This is a genomic window from Mucilaginibacter koreensis (assembly GCF_054783355.1).
Genome location: NZ_BAAGQS010000001.1, coordinates 2,430,937 through 2,449,417, shown reverse-complemented (window position 1 = coordinate 2,449,417; position 18,481 = coordinate 2,430,937). Strand labels below are relative to the sequence as shown.

The following is an 18,481-nucleotide window of genomic DNA, read 5'->3' as shown; positions in this document are numbered from 1 at the left end:
CATGAGTGAAATGCCTTTAATTTCGGTAGCCATGTGCACTTACAATGGTGAACGGTATCTGCGGGAGCAAATTGAAAGTATACTCCACCAAACCCATACAAACCTAGAGCTTGTTATTGTAGATGATGGCTCAACCGACCGTACCTTCGAACTGGCGCAAACTTACGCGCAGCAGGATAAGCGGGTACGGTGCATCAAGAACGAGCATAATTTAGGCTTCAACCGTAATTTTGAAAAGGCACTATCTTTAACCACAGGAGAGTACATTGCCATAAGCGACCAGGATGATATATGGGAATTAAATAAACTGGAGCTGCTTTTAGCTCATATCGGAGATAACTGGCTGGTTTTTTCCAACTCTGTTAATATGAGTCCGGAGGGTGAACGCTTGCCCACACTATTGCTGGACGGTTTTAATTTTGAAAAAAGCAATTATAGGGGTATGCTGCTGCAAAACTGGGTAACCGGGCACACCACGCTATTTAAACGGGAGTTGTTAGCTTACATTTTACCCTTTCCTCAAAAAGGATATTATGACTGGTGGATGGGCTTTATTGCCTTTTATCACCATAAAATAACTTATCTCAACAAAGCATTAACTCATTACCGGGTACATGCCGCATCCGTAATTCAGCAGGAACAGCAAAAAAATGCAGCTCAGATGAATAAGCATAACCTTGCTGTGATTTTAGATATGATGGTTGAAATGGAGCACTATAAAAACCTGAAGCCCGAAGACCGCACATTCATCGGTGAGCTGAAAGCAGCTTTGATGTTAAAACAGGAGGGGCGGCTGTCTGTGCCTTTATTGAAGTTGGTGTATCAGCATTATCATTCGCTATTTAACGCCAAAAACAGAACGGGATTTTCGCTCTTCAACTTTGCATATAAATACGCCAGGGGTATTAAGGTCAGTTAAACCCCAATAATTAAGCTTTTTTGCGGGTATAGTTCCATAATTTTAGCCGCTTAAATAAATTAAGTGTCCCTTTCAACTTCCATACCTCGGCTCTGATATTTGCTGCTGAATAGCCGGCTTCCAACATTTTTAAAATAATATGCTTAGCCGTTTTAACTTCAATATCTGCCTGCTCCTTTTTACTTAAAGAGATAGTGGAGAGGGGCAGGTGCTTTCTATATTTATCAGCTACCTGCAATGTTGCTGCCAGCCACTCGGCCTCAAAACGCCCTTCCGAAAAATGGCGAAGCAATACCTCATAGGTTACTGCAATATCGTAATGCCGGCTAAGAGCCAAAGTAAAATCAATATCATAACCATGAAAGCCAGTGAGCAGTTGCTCATCAAAAGGGTAAGCTAAAGCTGCAGACTTACGGGCACAAATCCATACGCCATCCAGTGTAACTACTTTGGCCAGTTGTGTTTGGGTAGAATTATGGTGCAAATGCTCGGTGGCTTTTGCGGTGTGTTTATAAGATTGCATTAAATTATAATGCAATATTTTGAGGTTCCCATAAGCTACCCAACCTGATGGCGCGACCGTTTTGTAGCTGCATCCGGCTACACCTAAAGCGCCCAGGCGGCTATGTTGTTTAAACGTTTCGGTAACATATACGCCCCAGTCCGGTGTTAGCAGTTCTATATCCTCGTGCATATAGCATATCAGATCGTATGCGGCTTGCCGGGTGCCTTCGTTATAAATCTGGCATATACCTTTGCTGCCGGTACTATTATCAATACCAATCACTTCATAAGGCACACCAATAGTTTGAGCTATGTTTTGTTTAACCTGGTGAAGCTGCGCTGCATTAGCAGATGAAATAATTATTGATATCATTCAGAAACTAAACAAGCCTGATATAGCAGTTTAGCTGCCCTAAGCATGCTGCAATTGCTTGTTTGCAACAAATTTCAATTAATTGCGGATAATTATAGCATACCCACATTTTTTTATGTGGTGTAAAGCTCAGGAAGCTAATGAATGGAGCACCGGTAATTCGGCCTGGTGCTTATTTACCACAATGTTGAACTTTTTGAACCATAGCTGCCAGCAAATGGTAGCCCATATCAATATACATGGCCAGGCTTTCATTACATATTTATTAATGTACTCGTGCCTGATGGTTTTCGGGAAAGCATCGGTAGGCCCCAGGCCTGTAATGAGCAGGAATAAAATAAGCACTATCAAATTATAGCCGCTAAAAGGCTTGGTCTGCAACATTAGCCACAGCATAGCACCCACGGCTGCAATAATATAAGTAGGATGTTCGGAACCGCTGCTGAAAAGCACTACGGTAAGCAGTGCGGTTGCCAGTACATATAACCTGAAAGTGACAGATTGATGCTGACTAAACCTGAACATAGGAACAGCAAACAACACGGCACCGGCAATAACAAAAGGCAGGTTAGGCAAGTTCACATTATTGGTTAGCCGCCTGAAGGTGCCCATCACTGATATATCCTGCGAACTGGAGAAATCAATGTTTAAGCCTACCTTTTCATGCAGGGAAGCATACCAGTCGGCGTAGGATTGCACCACGAACTGTGGGCTCGATATCAGCATTGGCAATACAAAGAACAGCGCCATCCAGCACAAACCTGAAATTATAAACCTCTTTTTCTGCTTTGAGAACATGAAAAATGCGAGGCCAATAATGGGGTATAGCTTAATCAGCGTACCCAAAGCAATAAATAATGTAGCCCATTGATCTTTTTGCTTATTTACCAGTATAAAGCTGAAAATGATGAAGGCGGTAATTACCGCATTAAATTGGATATAATGTTCTGCTGCTGCAAATTCGAGGGAGCTGAGTAGTGCTACAAATGTTTTTTGCCTGTTGGTAATGGGGAGTAAAGAGATAGCCCAAAGCAGCAACCCAGCGTTCATTAAGTTCCATAACAGTAAGCCTGCGGCATCGGGCAATAAGGCAAAAGGCGCAATTACAACGCTGAATACCGGGCCATAGTGATTGGAGTCGCCATACTCGAGCGGATAAAAATTGTACAGGTTTTTATGGGCAACAGTATGGTAATAAACGTATTTAAATATGAGATAGTTATTATAGCGATTGTTGAAATACTTGAATGCCCACATGGCTACCGACACCGCGAACCATAGCAAGCACACCAGTTTAAAGGAATTAATGGATTTTTTAAGCAACATTTTGTAACAGGAATGTTGCAAATATAGGTGTTTTATGCAGGAAATTAAAATGGCCTTGTTGTGGAGCTGTACAAGCAAACAAAACCCAAAGTTATTACTTAATAACATTAAGCGACAAACACAACAAAGTATGAAAAACGGATTTAAAGCAGCCATAGTAATGTTGGCTACAGTGAGTATACTAAGCGCCTGTAAAGGCGGCGTTAGCGGCGAAAAACAAGATTCGACCATGTTAGACCGCGATCGTATGGATTCTACATCGGCCCTTAACCACAAGGCGGGTACCATGGCCGCCGATTCAAACGCAGCTGCACGGCTGGACTCCAATGCTACTGATACTACTAAAAAGTAATCCTGATATTATTAAACAAACAGGCCCGGCTTTGCAAAGCCGGGCCTGTTTGTTTAAGTACCTTATTTTATTGATGATGCCACTGTTGTTGCAGGGCCTCTATTGCATTGGCTAAATATACTAAAGGCGCATTCCAGTTAATGGCAATTTCATTAACTGCATAGGCGCGGTCGTCATCGATATAAGCTTCATCGGGTACGATACTTGGCACCTGAATATGGTCTTGCATGCCCGGGTTGGGGCCTCCTGCCAGCAGGCCCGGTATTGGCGCTGTTACGCCATCAGCTACCGACGGACGATGGTGCGGGTGCATAGGTGTTTTGCTGCCAAAGCCTGTAACATAAGCATAACCACTGCCATTACGGCCCAACAGGTAATCCAGATTGCTTAACGCTGCATTTAAATACGTTTGCTGGTGCGTGAGGCGGTAAGCTTGTAGCAAGGCTATACCCTGGTTAGCGGCTTCGCTGTTGCTACCCCAACCAAAATCTTTTACCGAACGGCCCATTACGGTTTGGTAAGCGCTGGCTTTGCTATGCTTAACCATGCCATCGGCCAGGGCAATTAGTTGTTTACTGAGCCGGGCCACCGGTGCTTTACCTGCTGCAGTTAGTTGATTTTTATTTCTCAACAAGGAATAATAACCTAGTAATCTCACCTGACCCCAGGATGGGATAGGCATTTGATCATCGGGGATGATATTAACCGCTTTCAAATACTGATCCTGTTGAGTGCTGATGTATAGTTCGCAGGCTGCCCATATCCATTCATCCTGTACATCGTTATCGCCATAAGTACCGGTGCTTACAGCTGGCTGAAAATGCTGGTTCATTTCTTCCTGCCGGTACAGCACTTTGGGGTTTTTAACTGCCCATTGCCAGGCCAGCTCAGATGCCCACATACACGAGTCGGCGAGGCCGGGCAATTGTTGTTGGTATGCTTTAAATATCCGTGCAGCCTGTGCAGTTACCGCAGCAAAATCAAGTGTGGCTGCAGTGCTTTTTTGCACCACATAACGGGGTTTGGTGGCTTTATCCGGCATAATCATACCATCAAAAGCTGCGTTGGTGAGCTTGTGATACACACCGCCATCGGCAGGGTCTTGCATAGTAAGCATCCAGCGCAGGTTCCACAATAGTTCATCCAACAAGTCTGGTACGGCATTATTGCTTTCCGGAATGTTCAGTTTCAGGGCTTTAACATGAGCAGGGAAATCTTCATACAGCGACAGCATTGTGCCCATGGTAATGCCACTGTTTACAATGTATTTATTGTAATCACCGGCATCGTACCAGCCGCGCGGCGAGGCAATGACCGTGCCCTCGGGCCGGCTGCTGCTCGCGGCCGATGGATGTATCAGTACTTCATTGTCCGGGTGCCCTTCGGCACGATGCCATTGCCCGGCATAGCGCTCAGGCAAAGCCACCGAGGCCCGCTGATAATAAAAAGCTTTTATGCTGCCGGCAGCTACCCCGCGGTGCACCTGCGCCGCAATGCGAAAAGGGTAAGAGGCGCTGCCATCGGCCAGATGCAATGTATATGTACCGGGCTGATGAAATGCCGAAAAATAAGCTAAGTAAACGGTTTTACCAGCCAGGCTTGGTGTAGGGGAAACCACAAGCCGACCAGTATACTTGGTTTTGCCTGTTGAATTAACCAGCGTAAAACTTTGAACATTACCTGTGGTGATGACGGCTATCTTTGGTGCATTGGGGTAAAAGCCGATTTGATTTAGCCTGATGTGAGCAGATTGTGCCCTTGCTGCGCTGCCGGCCAGTAACATACCGAGCGCGCAGCCAATATTTATATAGAGATTTATGAGTTTCATGTGGAGGTGTTGCTGGTATAAATTTATATAAATATCCGTCCGCCCGTATGCAGTTCCCTGAACTCTTTAGGGATGCACATCTTTTTGCGTTTAAACAGGCGGTTAAAATTGGAAATATTGGTAAAACCGCACTTCAGGGCAATTTCGGCTATGGTTAACTGGGTATCCATCAGCAGGCGCGAAGCATGCCCCAGGCGTATCTCGTTCAGGGTATCAACAAAAGTTTTATGCGTGCGCCGCCTAATAAAGCGGCTGAACGAAGCCTCGGGCATCCCGGCAATTTTAGCTACATCTGCCAGTGTGATGGAGCGGTAATAATAGGTATTCATGTACTCATACACTTTTTCGATGCGCCGACTGTTAAAAAGCAATCTGTCTTGCAGTGTACCCCTTACCGATAAGGCCTCCCTGCCGGGCGAAATCGATAAATCGTGTAAAATGGTAATGAGTTCAAGTACTGAGGCAAAGCCGTTGCTGTTACCCAATTGGAGCAACCGTGGCTTAAGTGTATTCACCGTTTCGGCCGAAAACTTTAATCCGTGCCGGGCTGCATCAAACATGGCTTTGATATCGCTTAATTGATTGCGGCGCAAAAATTTTTCATCCAGCAAATCACTCGGAAATTGTATGGTAACTTCGGTAACCGTTGCGCTATGGCACTGGTGTTTCAGCCAGGTATGGTACAGGTTAGGGCCAATCAGTATCAGCTCTAAGTCATCAATTACCCCGGCATGGTCGCCTATGATGCGCTTAGTGCCGGCAGCGCCCAGCAAGAGGTTGAGCTCAAATTCGTCATGGTAATGAAGCGGAAAATCAAACATGGTTTTCTGCCTCGCAAACACAGTAAAACAATCTCCGGGCGTAAGCGGAGTAATCTCATGCATCACATGCAGTGACATAGGTTTAAATAAGTTTATAATTGGTTGGCAACGAAATTATAAAACTTATACTAAAATGCAAGCCGCCCGCAACTCAAAATGAATGAAAGTCAGTAGTTTAACAACTAATAAATTACTGTACGTAATTAAAATCCCAAAGCAGAACCGCTTTGAAGGTAGAAAGTGTGATTAGAATAAGTAATGAGATGTTAAGCTTTAGAGGCAGCGTTGTTTATATGTTGGTTCACTACTCTAACTAAATCATCCAGTTCGAAAGGTTTTTTGATGTAACCGTCGGCCAGGCCGGCTTTGGTAATTTCCTGGATGTTGCTCACGGCCGATACTATGATTACAGGAATATGCTGTGTGGCAGGATTTGATTTTAATTCTTTACTGATTTGCTGGCCGTTGGCATCGCTTTTCCAGTCGGTTAGCCAGTTATCGAGCAAAATCAGGTCCGGCTTAATTTCGTTCAGTGATTTCAGGATACGGGCATTGTCAGAGGCAATCACCTCCATACCTGCATCTTCCAATGCATACACAATCGTATCTCTGATGTCTCTGTCGTCTTCAATAAGTAAAACTTTCCGGGCCATAATTTAAAAAATCGTATCGTCAAAAAATGATGCTCAGCGCGTTTAAAGTGCCGCTCATCAGCAATAATTACTAAACAACACAAATCTCTATTTTTGTTTTTGATGAATAGAGATTTTAAGTCAACAAAGCCGTAAAGTCAGGCCAGTCGGTTAAGAAAAAGCAGTTCGGCCGGTTTTTCGAGCAGTACCGGGGCAATGCGTTTAAAGTATTTGTGATGGGATGCTTCGTTGTGGTTTTGTAAGGCTTCCTCACTGGCCCAGTCCTCCACAATTACGTACGCGCACCGTTTGCTGCCATCTTTATAAAGTTCATATTGCAGGCAACCCTCTTCTTTTGCAGAAGCTTCTACCAGGCGCTGCAATTCCAGTTCAATTGTTTCTTCGGCATCTGCCTTGCCCTGTAACAAGGCTATCAGTTTTATTCCCATTAACTGTATTGTTAAATGAGGATATAACCTGCAGTGCCTGCAATTTGTTCAAAGTCCCTGAATTAAATTCTACAGCAGGCCATCGGCCTGGTAGCAGCTGCGGCAGCGGGGCTCGTAGCTTTCCTTTTCGCCCAGCAGCACCCGTGCATTATCGGGCACCAGGCGGTAGGAGTATAAGGCAGGATTACCGCATTTCACACATACAGCCTGCACCTTGGTTACACTTTCGGCCATGGCCATCAGTGCCGGCATCGGGCCAAAGGGGCGGCCCTGAAAATCCATATCCAGGCCGGCCACAATTACACGCACACCACGGTTGGCCAGCACATTGCATACATGGGGTAATTCTTCATCAAAAAACTGGGCCTCATCAATGCCTACTACCTGGGCATGGCTGCTCAGCAGCAAAATAGCCTGCGAGTTTTCAACCGGCGATGACGGGACAGAATCTCGGTTGTGGCTTACAACGGCGGTTTCATCGTAGCGGGTATCGGTATTGGGCTTAAATATTTCTACATGCAGTTTGGCAATCTGCGCCCGGCGCAGCCTGCGAATCAACTCTTCGGTTTTGCCCGAAAACATGGAGCCGCAGATTACTTCCACGCTTCCGCCCAACTCACCCCTTCTTTTAAATATCTCGTCACTAAACAGCATGCGCTACAATTTACAGCCTGCTAATATCAGAAATATCTCTTATTTTTGAAGAGGTACGTTTTCAACATATACCCCCATGAAGCAGCAGGAAGTATTAAAAAAGATAGGCGGAATTATCAGCGAACTGAGTGAGCAATACCAATACATGCAAGCCGAACCGGAGCATTTAAATCAACTGGAGCTGGAGCTGTTTGTGGCCAATGCACATTTTTTAGCCGACCATGCCGAAATACTGCGAAAAATATGCAATGCTGCTCCACCAGTTAAAGAATTGCCTCCGGCACCCGAATTACCGGTTATCACCCCGGTGATAACGGAAGAACCTGCGGCACCTGTAATGCAATGGGAGCATGTGCAAACCATAACCGAAGGTCCGCAGGATGCACCCGAAGCTGCACTGCCGGAACCTGAAGAGGCCCCAGTTGAAGTTACAGCGCCCGAACCCAAAGAAATTAACCTGCCCGAGCCAGCGCCGGTTGAACCTGAACCAATTGAAGTAGAATTAATTGGACCGGGTGAAGTTGAAGCAGGACCAATTGAACCGGAGCAAATTGAGCCGGAACCCAAACCGGTGCAGAATACCGAACCAGCACCCCCGGTTGTTGCTGAAGTAAACGAGCCGGCACCTGTGCCCAGTATTGATTTAGGTGGCCAAACAGATACGTATAATTATGTGAGGCAAACGCCTGAGCCGGCAACTGAAAGTACCTTTAGCATCAGCAGTGGCCGTACCGCCGAAGAACCGGCAGCACCGGTAGCAGGTATATCAGGATTAGGGAACGCCGAACCGGCAGAACCTTTAAAACCTGAAGTAACTGCGGATGCAGCCAGCGCTGAGCCGACTGAAGTACAGCCGGAAGTGCCTTTAACGTTAAACCAGCGTTTATCTGCCCAGCGTAATGGCGGACAACCTGTAACCTCATCTGCTGCGCCTGCCGGTAAACCGGTAAGTGACCTTGCATCGGCCGTAAATTTGAATGATAAATTGCTATTTGTAAAAGACCTGTTTAATGGCTACAACCTGGCTTACAAAGAAGCTATTGATCGTTTAAACCGCTGCAAAACTTTTGAGGAGGCCGACCGCCTGCTTAAAACAGATTACATCACCAAAAACAACTGGGCAGGTAAAACAACCACTGCCGATAAATTTTACGCCCTGCTGCACCGTCGCTTTGACCAGTAAGTACTGCGTAGAAATTCAGGTTTGCTGCTTTGCCGCGGGGAGAAATCTTTATTAGTTGAAAAAATAGCTCACATGCAGCAGCGCTGTAAACCTGGTGCCGGCAGTAAAAGCAATGCCATTTACGGGTGCTTCGTTACGCAGACGGGTTAAAGTTTCAAACTGCGTTTCTTTCCAGCGTATACCAAGCAGGTTATTGACGGTAAGGCCAATCTCGTAACGGTTTTTTGTGTAATTCAATACCAAATCGTTAATGAAATAGCCTTGTGCCGTAAGGCTGTAATCGGCGTTGGCCGGGCGGTGCCCCAGCCAGCGGTAACGCAAACTACCATTAAAGCCGTTTTTGAAAATATAAGTTAATCCACCGGTGCTGCTCCAAACCGGGGCTAAGGGAATGTAATCTTCTCCTGCAGGGTCATCTAAAGAACGACCGTGCGCATAGTTTACATCCGCATCCAGGTAAATGCTTTGCACCGGCTGGTAACGGGCAGATATATCAACCCCAATTCGCCGGGTGCGGCCACTAAACTCTACATTGCCGCCATCGCCTGCATACACATACTCTTTTTGTAAATAGCTGTACCATAAGGCAGCGTTGAGCACTAAGTTTTTTGTTGGTTTTAAAACGGTACCCAAATCAGCACCATAAGCGGCTGGTAATGTTTGCAAGCCTTTTTCGGCTACCACCACACGGGCATCATTAGAATGAAAGCCTTTGCCCAAGAATAAGTAGAACTGAGCCTTATCAGTAGCCTGGTAATACAAATTGAGTTTAGGGCTAATGGTATTATTACGGGCCGAGTAAACACCGGCACCACTTAGTGTGCTATCACTTGCCAGTTTGTTGTTGTAACGGTAATAAAACTGATCGAACCGTAATCCGGCATTTAAAGTGAATTGGGTATTAAATTTAAAAATTTCGCTTGCATAAGCACCGGTACTCAGTTCTGTAATATCGCCCAGCTTAATGGGGTTTACCAGCGTATAGCCGTTGGTAACATGCGAAAGTTCTGAATTTTGAGTGGCATCAAAACGTGCGGTTAAACCGGCGGTGGTAGTAAGGCGGGTGCTGCCCCAATAGCCTTCGTGTGTATAGCTGCCGTTGTAGCCTATCAAGTTTCTTGCTTCACGCTGCTTAATTTCATCACCATTGATGCTGTCTTCCAGAAAGAAAGTAAAATTGCTGCGTAGGTTAAATTTGTAGCGTGAGTAATACAGCTGGTTTTTAATAACATCGTTATTGGAAAGCGTGGTCAGTAACTGTGAGTTTACATTAGTGCGCGAAGTTTCACCGCCTTCATTTGGGTCAAGCGCACCATAAAAACTAACCAGTTCGCGGTTTACAGCATCTTCGGGTATCTGGCCCGAGGCGTCCCACTTGCTGTATAAAGTAGAGGCACTCAAGGTAAGCCAATTGCTGGCATTAAGCTGCCCATGGTATTTGGTAAAAAAGTTAAACCGTTTAAAGTGCTGCGGATTTTCAAAATAACTATCGCTGTACCGATACTCCGATGCCGCGTACCAAGATTGATTTTTAGCCTTAGCATTTTTACCCAATAAATTAACCATACCCAGCAATCTGTAGGTATTAAATTGGCCCGCCTCGGCTTTAATCACATTACTGCTCAGTGCATCCATGGTATGAAAATCCACAAAGCCGGTTACGGCCAAGTCGCCTTTTTCGGCGTTGTACATCCCTTTCTGATAAGTAGTGCTTTCAATAACTTCCGGAATGATGAAATGGCTGTCGGCATAACCCTGCCCGTGCGCATGCGATACCATGTTGATCGGCATACCATCTACGCTCATGTTAATATCGGTGCCATGGTCGTTATCAAAACCGCGCAGAAAAATCTGCTCTGCTTTGCCGCCGCCTTGGTGCTGGCCTATAAACAAGCCCGGTACTATACGCAGCACTTCCTGCGAGTTGGTAATGCCGCGCAGTTTGATATCAGCCTCGCTGATGATTTTGTAAGGGTTGATGTTTGAGACCGTAATTAAAATATCAGACAACTGCGTTTGCTGAGGTATCAGTGTAATAATGCGGTTTGTAGAAATGGCAGTAACAGGAATATTTTTCTGCCGGTACCCAACAGCCGACAATAAAACGTAAGCCGAATTTGACATAGGGGCTTTAAACGAAAAGTGGCCGCTTTCATCGGTGATGAAGGTCTGATTTTTGGGTTTTAGCATTACAGTTACACCCCTCAGTGGTAGGTGCGAAGCGCTGTCGGTAACTATGCCGCTTACCTGGTTATGCTGTGCATATACGGTAGCGAAAGTTAAGATAGATAATAAAAAAGCAAGAAGGAACTTCACTAAAAAAGGAACTTGAATTAAAAGTCCTGCACTACCCTGGTATTCGGATAATCCAGTTTTTCGCTTTTGCGCACTTTGTTTACCGTCATGTGCACAATGTTGATTTGATCGTCGTACAAATTATGCAGCAGGCTAATATCGGCAATCAATTTTTTTGGCGAGCTGATAGCGTTTGATTCCAGGTAAACATTTACGGCCTCACGTTCAATCTCATAACCTAAATAATTAAGCGGTACTGCGGCAGTGCCGGCTTTAAGGATAACATGGCTGCCAATGTAATTTTTTATCAGGGCATCCATCGCCTTGTGCATCTCGGGCTTGGTTAAATCGGTGTGGGTTTTGTACTGTCTGCCCAAGGCCGTCTCAAAGTCGTCAGTATAAATGGTGCAGATGACTTCCAACTGATGGTCAGCGTTGTTATAACTGATATCGCTGGTACTCACATGCAGCGGATGAAAAGCCGGTTTGTTGAATTTAACAGGTAAAATTAATTCAAAAAGCAGGGCGCCTATCAACAAGGGCTTGGCCATCAGGGTCATCATTCCGCACAATAGTTTTAAATATCAAAAAACGCCTTAAATTTAGCGCTTTCTCAACGAAATTCTATAGCATGTCTGATTTTGGTTTCTATTTCAAGCTGGGCTGGGAGCATATCATCAGCGCTGAAGCGCTCGATCATCAACTGTTTGTACTTGCTTTGGCCTCGGTATATGTGTTTAAAGACATTAAGCAGGTGCTGATTCTGGTAACCGCTTTCACCATTGGGCATTCGCTCACATTGGTGCTGAGCGTGCTCGATATTATTCGTTTTTCAACCAAATGGGTAGAATTTCTGATTCCTTGTACCATTGTAATTACAGCGTTGAATAACCTGGTACAAATTAACCACAAGGGCCGGAGCGCAAAAATTAACTATTACCTGGCCCTGGGTTTCGGGTTGATACACGGGATGGGCTTTGCCAATGCCATACGTATGATGCTGGCCAAAGATCAGGCGCTGGGCCTGGGCTTGTTTGGTTTTAATGTTGGCCTGGAAGCGGGGCAAATTTTTGTGGTGGCTTTTATATTAGCAGCTGCATTTGTAGTGTTAAATCTGCTTAAAATTAAACGGCGCGACTGGATTTTGTTCCTTTCGGCCGGTGTGTTTGCGCTTTCTGTAAAAATGGCGATAGAAAGGTGGCCTTTTTAATAAAAAACATTTATTTTTAGTGCTTTAGTGCACGCATAGCTTTTCACATGATTAAAAAATTACTCTCTACTACCATCTTCTCGGTGAGCCTGCTGCAATTTGCAGTGGCGCAAAACATCCAGAACAATCCGGGCAGTAACCACGGCAACAAATTTGAGCAGTTGGGTACTATCCTTACCACACCTAATGAACAGCGCACGGCAAGCGGCGCGCCAGGCAATAAATACTGGCAACAACGTGCAGATTATAACATTAAGTGCGAGCTGGATGAAAAGAATCAGCACCTGACCGGCAGCGAAACCATTACTTATTTCAACAACTCGCCCGACCCATTGGATTACCTGTGGCTGCAGTTAGATGAAAACGAGCACAGCAGTGTAAATAACGCCGGTTATCAAACCAGCTCGGCCATGCCACGCGGTGGCGTAAGCGCACAGCTTCTGGAACGTGCTGCTGAAAACAGCCAGGATAATGGTTATGGTGATAAAATTACCTCACTTACCGATGCTACCGGCAAGAAGCTGAGCTATGTGATTAATAAAACCATGATGCGCATTAACCTGCCTGCACGTTTAATGCCGGGGCAGAAATTCGTATTCAACGTCAATTGGAATTATAAAATATCAGAACGCGCTGTGTTTGGTGGCCGTGGTGGTTATGAGTATTTCCCCGAAGATAAAAATTACCTGTTTACCATGACCCAATGGTACCCGCGCTTATGCGTGTACAGTGATTTTCAGGGATGGCAAAACCACCAGTTTGCTGGTCGTGGTGAGTTCGCTTTAACTTTTGGCAACTTCCGCGTGCAAATGACCGTCCCTGCCGACCACGTAATCGGTGCCACCGGCGAGTGTGTAAACTATAGCGCTGTATTAACGCCTCAGCAATTGGGCCGCTATGAAAAAGCCAAAACTTCTGCTGTACCGGTTGAAATTGTTACCCTGGCCGAAGCTAAACGTGCCGAAGCTAACCCAAGTTCAGCTAAGAAGACTTGGGTATTTCAAGCCAATAACGTGCGTGATTTTGCCTGGGGTTCTTCCCGCAAATTTGTATGGGATGGCATGGGCGTAAACATGAATGGCAAAAAAGTAATGGCCATGAGCTATTATGGTAAAGAGGCTTATAACCTGTACAGCAAATACTCAACCCGTTTGGTAGCGCATACCATTAAAACCTATTCTGATTTCTCTATCCCTTACCCATACCCGGTAGCCCAGAGTGTTGAGGCTTCAAACGGTATGGAATACCCGATGATTTGCTTTAACTATGGCCGTACCGAAAAAGACGGTACTTATAGCGAAAGCACCAAGAACGGTATGATTGGTGTGGTTATCCACGAAGTGGGTCACAACTTCTTCCCGATGGTAATTAACAGCGATGAGCGCCAGTGGACCTGGATGGACGAAGGCCTGAACTCATTTGTAGAATATTTGACCGAAGAGCTTTGGGATAATAAATATCCCAGCAAAAAAGGCGCAGCCTATACCATTGTAGATTACATGAAGCTGCCTAAAAATGAGCTGGAGCCGATCATGACCAACTCTGAAAACATTGTTCGTTTTGGTCCGAACGCATACTCAAAACCGGCTACCGGTTTGAATATTCTGCGCGAAACCATCATGGGCCGCGAACTGTTCGATTATGCTTTTAAAGAATATGCTAAACGCTGGGCTTTCAAGCACCCTACACCTGCCGATTTCTTCCGCACTATGGAAGATGCCAGCGGCGAAGATTTGGACTGGTTCTGGAGAGGCTGGTTTTACGGTACTGATGCCTGCGATATTTCGTTAGACTCAGTTAGGGTAGGCCGTGCCGATTTGAGCAAAGGCAATGCGGTTAACTTTGGTGGTCGCCGTGGTGGCCCGAGGTTGAACGCTCAGGCTATTGCACCGGCGGTGAATGATTTCGATGATATCTCGAAAATCCGTAACCGTCAGGATAAAAACATCAAATTTTATACCGACCGTGATACCGCTGTACGCGATTTCTATTGGAAATACGACCGTGGTTTAGCCGCTGTAGATACTGCTAAATTTGCCGGTGTAGTTAAAGCACAAATGCCACCGGCCAGCCCTGCCACCCAGCAGGAGTTTACCGAGGCAGAACAAGGTAAATACGGTAACAAGTACTTTTATGAGTTAGACTTTAGCAACAAAGGTGGTTTGGTAATGCCGATTATTGTAGAGTTTACCTTTAAAGACGGTACCAAAATGACCGATCGCATTCCGGCACAAATTTGGCGCATGAATGAGCGGACTGCCTCTAAATTCTATGTACAGGATAAAGAAGTGGCTTCTATTAAGTTAGACCCATTGCGCGAAACCGCCGATATTGATGAAACCAATAACTATTGGGGTAAATTGCCTTCGCCTTCAAAATTCCAGGTGTTTAAGCAGCGTTCAGGCGCCGCCCGTGGCCAGTCTGTTGGCGTAAACCCAATGCAAATTTCAGCAGGCAGCAGATAATATGTTCCTGTAAATATACAAGGCCGTTCAAAATCAAATTTGAACGGCCTTTTTTTGTGCGTAACTTTAATTTAACTCGTAGTTTATACGTTATATATATTGAACCTATAGCTTTATCGGTGGTCTAAACATTATTGATTTACAGGCAGGTGCCATGAAACCAGTTTTAAAGTTTTTAAGTATAGGGATGCTTTTTTTGAGCAGTGTCTTTTTGCTGTCTTCTTTTTTTAATACCTCATTATATCGTGGTGCCAAATTTCCTTACAAAAAACAAGGCTTAACCGAGCGTCAGGCGGCAGCGCACCTGCTCAGCCGGTTTACTTACGGCAGTACGCCCGGGCAGGTGGACGAGGTAGTACAGCAGGGTTTAGAAAACTGGTTTCAACAACAGTTAGATGGCGGTTTGCCTGATGACTCTTTGAACCAAACGCTTAACCAATACGATGCACTTAAGCTGAGCAATGTACAAATTGCAGAAACTTACCCTAAGCCTGGGCAACTCATTCGCATGGCAGTAAAGGATGGCTTTATCAATAAAGATTCGGTGAAAAGTGCCGGTCGCAAAGCTTATCGTGATACGCTCCAGGTTTATATGCAGCAAAAGGGTTATAAACCCGAACAGGAATTATTTCGTCAGTTCATCAACCAGAAAGTACTACGGGCAGCATATACCCATAATCAGTTACAGGAGGTGATGTCTGATTTCTGGTTTAACCACTTTAATGTATCTATCACTAAAAACGATTGTGCCCAGTTCATTCCTGCTTATGAGCGGGATGTGATTCGTCCAAATGCATTAGGAAAATTTAGTGACTTGCTGCTGGCTACGGCTAAATCACCGGCCATGCTGTACTATCTGGATAATTTTACCAGCGTTGCACCCAATACAGCCACTCCGGTGGTGGATGCCATGATGACTCAAAACGCTTTAACGGGTATGCAAATGGATACCAACGTGCGGAAGGTAATTACCGCAAAGCTAAAGCAGGTAAAAGCCAACCAGGGTGGTTTAAATGAGAACTACGCCCGCGAAGTAATGGAACTGCATACCCTGGGCGTAGACGGCGGCTATACCCAGCAGGATGTTACTCAAGCCGCCCGTGTGCTCACCGGCTGGACTATTGCCCCACTGGGTACTTATGGTAACGGAGCACAAGGCATCCTGAAAAGATTTACACCCGACCAATTGGCCCAACGCGGTTTTGTGCATGATTGTGATTTCTTTTTTAACATGAACAAGCATGATAAAGGAGAAGCCATGGTGTTGGGCAAGCATTTCGGCCCCAACGGGGGCTACCAGGATGGTGTAGACTTATTGAATATGCTGGCCCATCAGCATGCTACAGCTCAGTTTATTGCCCGTAAACTGGCGGTACACTTTGTGAGTGATAACCCACCCAAAACCCTGACTGATAAAATGGCGAAAACTTTTGAGCAAAAGGATGGCGATATTAAACAGGTATTAATTACGATGGTAAGCGCACCTGAATTTTGGGGCAGTAATGCCCTGCGCGAAAAAACCAAATCGCCGTTTGAACTGGCTATTGGTGCAGTACGCAGCTTGAATGCTACCATTACCCAACCTTACCAGTTATACAACTGGGTAGCGCGCATGGGCGAAAAAAAATATTATTACCAGGCCCCTACCGGTTTCCCTGATAAAGGGCAATACTGGATCAACACCGGCTCGTTGCTTACCCGAATGAACTTCGGCCTGGCGCTGGCTTCAGGGCGCATACCGGGGGTGAAGATTGATCTTGCAGCCTTAAATCACCACCGAGAACCGGAAAGTGCAGAGCAGGCACTGGTGGTATACAGTAAACTAATTATGCCCGAGCGTAATCTGGATGCCACCATTAAGCGTTTAACGCCCATGCTGAATGATCCGGCTTTGGCAGTTAAAGTAGATGCCGCAAGCGCCAAAGTAACACCGGCAGGCAACAATATGAACACGCAGGTTGCAGCAACAGATACAATGCAAAAGTTCAGGCCCAAGAGGGCCGGTACTGGCAATATGCTGGCTATGCAAAATGCCGGTGGCAGCAACTCAATGCTATCGCAGGTGGTAGGGGTAATTATCGGGTCGCCTGAATATCAACGGCGCTAAATAAAATATTTAACTCATGTTAAACAGAAGAGCATTTTTAAAAGCAGGCGGCCTAAGCCTGTTTGGTGTAGGCTTAATGGGCGGTATACCCGGCTTTTTGGCCGAAGCTGCCGCCAGCGATAAAATCATTCCATTATATAAAAAACGCAAAGCACTGGTGTGTATTTTTCAGCGCGGTGCGATGGATGGCTTGATGGCTGTTACACCGTTTAATGATAATTATTTGCAGCAGGCCCGCCCAACACTAATGATGTCGGCCGCAAAGGCGGCAGGTGATGTAGCGCTGATTGACTTGGATGGTAAGTTTGGCCTGCACCCCATGATGAAGGCTTTTGAGCCTATGTTCCTCGAAAAGCGCCTGAGCATTGTGCATGGCATTGGTTCGCCCAACACCACCCGCTCGCATTTTGATGCGCAGGATTATATGGAGGCAGGTACGCCATTCAATAAAGGCACAGCCAGCGGCTGGCTGAACCGTGCCGTAGGTCTGTTAGGGCACGATACCTTAACACCGTTCAGTGCCGTGAGCATGACCTCGGCTATGCCCCGCTCATTTTATGGTGATAACCCGGCGCTGGCCATCAGTAACCTGCAAGATTTTGCCCTGCAAATGCGCGGCAACCCCGGCGGCGTTAATCTGGCCGCTAAAAGCTTTGAAGATTTGTATGATCAAACTTCATCCGGCCTGTTAAAGCAAACCGGCAAGGAAAGTTTTGATGCCATGAAGATGCTGCAGAAAACTGATATCCGTAATTACAAACCGGCTAATAACGCGGTTTATCCTAACTCTGCTTTGGGTAATTCTTTAAAGCAGATTGCCCAGCTGATAAAAATGGATGTGGGGCTGGAAGTGGCTTTTGCCGAATCTAACGGATGGGACACGCACTTTAACCAGGGTACAGCCAAAGGGACATTTGCCAACAACGTAGCCGATTTAAGCAACAGTATGATGGCCTTCTGGACAGATTTGGGGGCTTACCAGGATGACGTTACCGTAATGACCATGACCGAATTTGGCCGCACCGTGCATCAAAACGGCACCGGCGGTACCGACCATGGCAGAGCTTCCTGCAATTTTATATTGAGCAATAATGCCAACGGCGGTTTGGTACATGGCAATATACAACCGCTGGCAGTAGAAAATTTAGCCGATGGCCGCGATTTAGCGGTAACTACCGATTTCAGGAGCGTATTCAGCGAAGTTGCAGATAAGCATTTGGGTATTAGTAACGACCGTGTGCTGTTCCCCGATTGGAAAGGTGAACGGATTGGGGTAATGAAAGCGTAGTCCTATCATTAAATTATAATTTTTCGTTGCGAGCCATAGCATGGCAATCGCTCGCAATGACCATGTTTGGTACGA

Annotated in this window: 16 protein-coding genes; 7 read left to right on the top strand and 9 right to left on the bottom strand. The window is 45.8% G+C overall.

What is annotated here, in order from left to right; translation table 11 throughout:
• The first annotated feature begins 1 nt into the window (after nucleotide 1).
• Entirely contained in the window at nucleotides 2-919 is a 918-nt protein-coding gene (locus ACYVNW_RS11105) for a glycosyltransferase family 2 protein (RefSeq protein WP_460679936.1), read from the top strand.
• A 10-nt stretch (nucleotides 920-929) separates the two neighbouring features.
• Here the strand turns inward: ACYVNW_RS11105 and ACYVNW_RS11100 are convergent, their stop codons facing one another.
• Nucleotides 930-1,796, bottom strand: a complete 867-nt coding sequence (locus tag ACYVNW_RS11100) for a glycosyltransferase (protein WP_460679935.1) — start codon at nucleotides 1,794-1,796, stop codon at nucleotides 930-932.
• Between the two features lie 129 nt (nucleotides 1,797-1,925).
• A complete protein-coding gene (locus ACYVNW_RS11095) occupies nucleotides 1,926-3,122 on the bottom strand; it encodes a glycosyltransferase family 87 protein (protein WP_460679934.1) in 1,197 nt (398 codons plus the stop codon).
• A gap of 130 nt (nucleotides 3,123-3,252) precedes the next feature.
• Here ACYVNW_RS11095 and ACYVNW_RS11090 point away from each other — a divergent pair, with 130 nt between their 5' ends.
• On the top strand, nucleotides 3,253-3,474 hold the full coding sequence (locus ACYVNW_RS11090) for a hypothetical protein (protein WP_460679933.1): 222 nt from the start codon (nucleotides 3,253-3,255) through the stop codon (nucleotides 3,472-3,474).
• Nucleotides 3,475-3,541: 67 nt separating this feature from the next.
• Here ACYVNW_RS11090 and ACYVNW_RS11085 read toward each other — a convergent pair whose 3' ends face one another.
• The 5 genes from ACYVNW_RS11085 to ACYVNW_RS11065 all read right to left on the bottom strand — a co-directional run bounded on the left by ACYVNW_RS11085 (nucleotide 3,542) and on the right by ACYVNW_RS11065 (nucleotide 7,858).
• Nucleotides 3,542-5,302: a glycoside hydrolase family 9 protein gene (locus ACYVNW_RS11085; protein WP_460679932.1), complete on the bottom strand. Its 1,761-nt coding sequence runs from the start codon at nucleotides 5,300-5,302 to the stop codon at nucleotides 3,542-3,544.
• Between the two features lie 23 nt (nucleotides 5,303-5,325).
• Entirely contained in the window at nucleotides 5,326-6,201 is an 876-nt protein-coding gene (locus tag ACYVNW_RS11080) for an AraC family transcriptional regulator (protein ID WP_460679931.1), read from the bottom strand.
• Between the two features lie 188 nt (nucleotides 6,202-6,389).
• On the bottom strand, nucleotides 6,390-6,776 hold the full coding sequence (locus tag ACYVNW_RS11075) for a response regulator (RefSeq protein ID WP_460679930.1): 387 nt from the start codon (nucleotides 6,774-6,776) through the stop codon (nucleotides 6,390-6,392).
• A gap of 137 nt (nucleotides 6,777-6,913) precedes the next feature.
• Nucleotides 6,914-7,204, bottom strand: coding sequence for a putative quinol monooxygenase (locus ACYVNW_RS11070; RefSeq protein ID WP_460679929.1), 291 nt, complete (start codon nucleotides 7,202-7,204; stop codon nucleotides 6,914-6,916).
• Between the two features lie 69 nt (nucleotides 7,205-7,273).
• Entirely contained in the window at nucleotides 7,274-7,858 is a 585-nt protein-coding gene (locus tag ACYVNW_RS11065; protein WP_460679928.1) for a thymidine kinase, read from the bottom strand.
• 76 nt (nucleotides 7,859-7,934) lie between these two features.
• Between ACYVNW_RS11065 and ACYVNW_RS11060 the strand changes: the two genes are divergently transcribed.
• On the top strand, nucleotides 7,935-9,041 hold the full coding sequence (locus ACYVNW_RS11060) for a hypothetical protein (RefSeq protein ID WP_460679927.1): 1,107 nt from the start codon (nucleotides 7,935-7,937) through the stop codon (nucleotides 9,039-9,041).
• A gap of 51 nt (nucleotides 9,042-9,092) precedes the next feature.
• Here ACYVNW_RS11060 and ACYVNW_RS11055 read toward each other — a convergent pair whose 3' ends face one another.
• The gene (locus ACYVNW_RS11055) at nucleotides 9,093-11,357 is read right to left on the bottom strand and encodes a TonB-dependent receptor (RefSeq protein ID WP_460679926.1); all 2,265 of its coding nucleotides are present in this window, start codon (nucleotides 11,355-11,357) and stop codon (nucleotides 9,093-9,095) included.
• A gap of 17 nt (nucleotides 11,358-11,374) precedes the next feature.
• Nucleotides 11,375-11,899 (bottom strand): DUF6702 family protein, encoded by a 525-nt coding sequence (locus tag ACYVNW_RS11050; protein WP_460679925.1) that lies wholly within the window; start codon nucleotides 11,897-11,899, stop codon nucleotides 11,375-11,377.
• A gap of 68 nt (nucleotides 11,900-11,967) precedes the next feature.
• Here ACYVNW_RS11050 and ACYVNW_RS11045 point away from each other — a divergent pair, with 68 nt between their 5' ends.
• The 4 genes from ACYVNW_RS11045 (at nucleotide 11,968) to ACYVNW_RS11030 (ending at nucleotide 18,406) form a co-directional block, all read left to right on the top strand.
• Nucleotides 11,968-12,546 carry a HupE/UreJ family protein gene (locus ACYVNW_RS11045; protein ID WP_460679924.1) on the top strand — a complete coding sequence of 193 codons (579 nt, stop codon included), beginning with the start codon at nucleotides 11,968-11,970 and terminating at the stop codon, nucleotides 12,544-12,546.
• 47 nt (nucleotides 12,547-12,593) lie between these two features.
• The gene (locus ACYVNW_RS11040; RefSeq protein WP_460679923.1) at nucleotides 12,594-15,011 is read left to right on the top strand and encodes a M1 family metallopeptidase; all 2,418 of its coding nucleotides are present in this window, start codon (nucleotides 12,594-12,596) and stop codon (nucleotides 15,009-15,011) included.
• A gap of 154 nt (nucleotides 15,012-15,165) precedes the next feature.
• On the top strand, nucleotides 15,166-17,118 hold the full coding sequence (locus tag ACYVNW_RS11035) for a DUF1800 domain-containing protein (protein WP_460679922.1): 1,953 nt from the start codon (nucleotides 15,166-15,168) through the stop codon (nucleotides 17,116-17,118).
• A gap of 16 nt (nucleotides 17,119-17,134) precedes the next feature.
• Nucleotides 17,135-18,406 (top strand): DUF1501 domain-containing protein, encoded by a 1,272-nt coding sequence (locus ACYVNW_RS11030; RefSeq protein ID WP_460679921.1) that lies wholly within the window; start codon nucleotides 17,135-17,137, stop codon nucleotides 18,404-18,406.
• The last annotated feature ends 75 nt before the right edge of the window (nucleotides 18,407-18,481 follow it).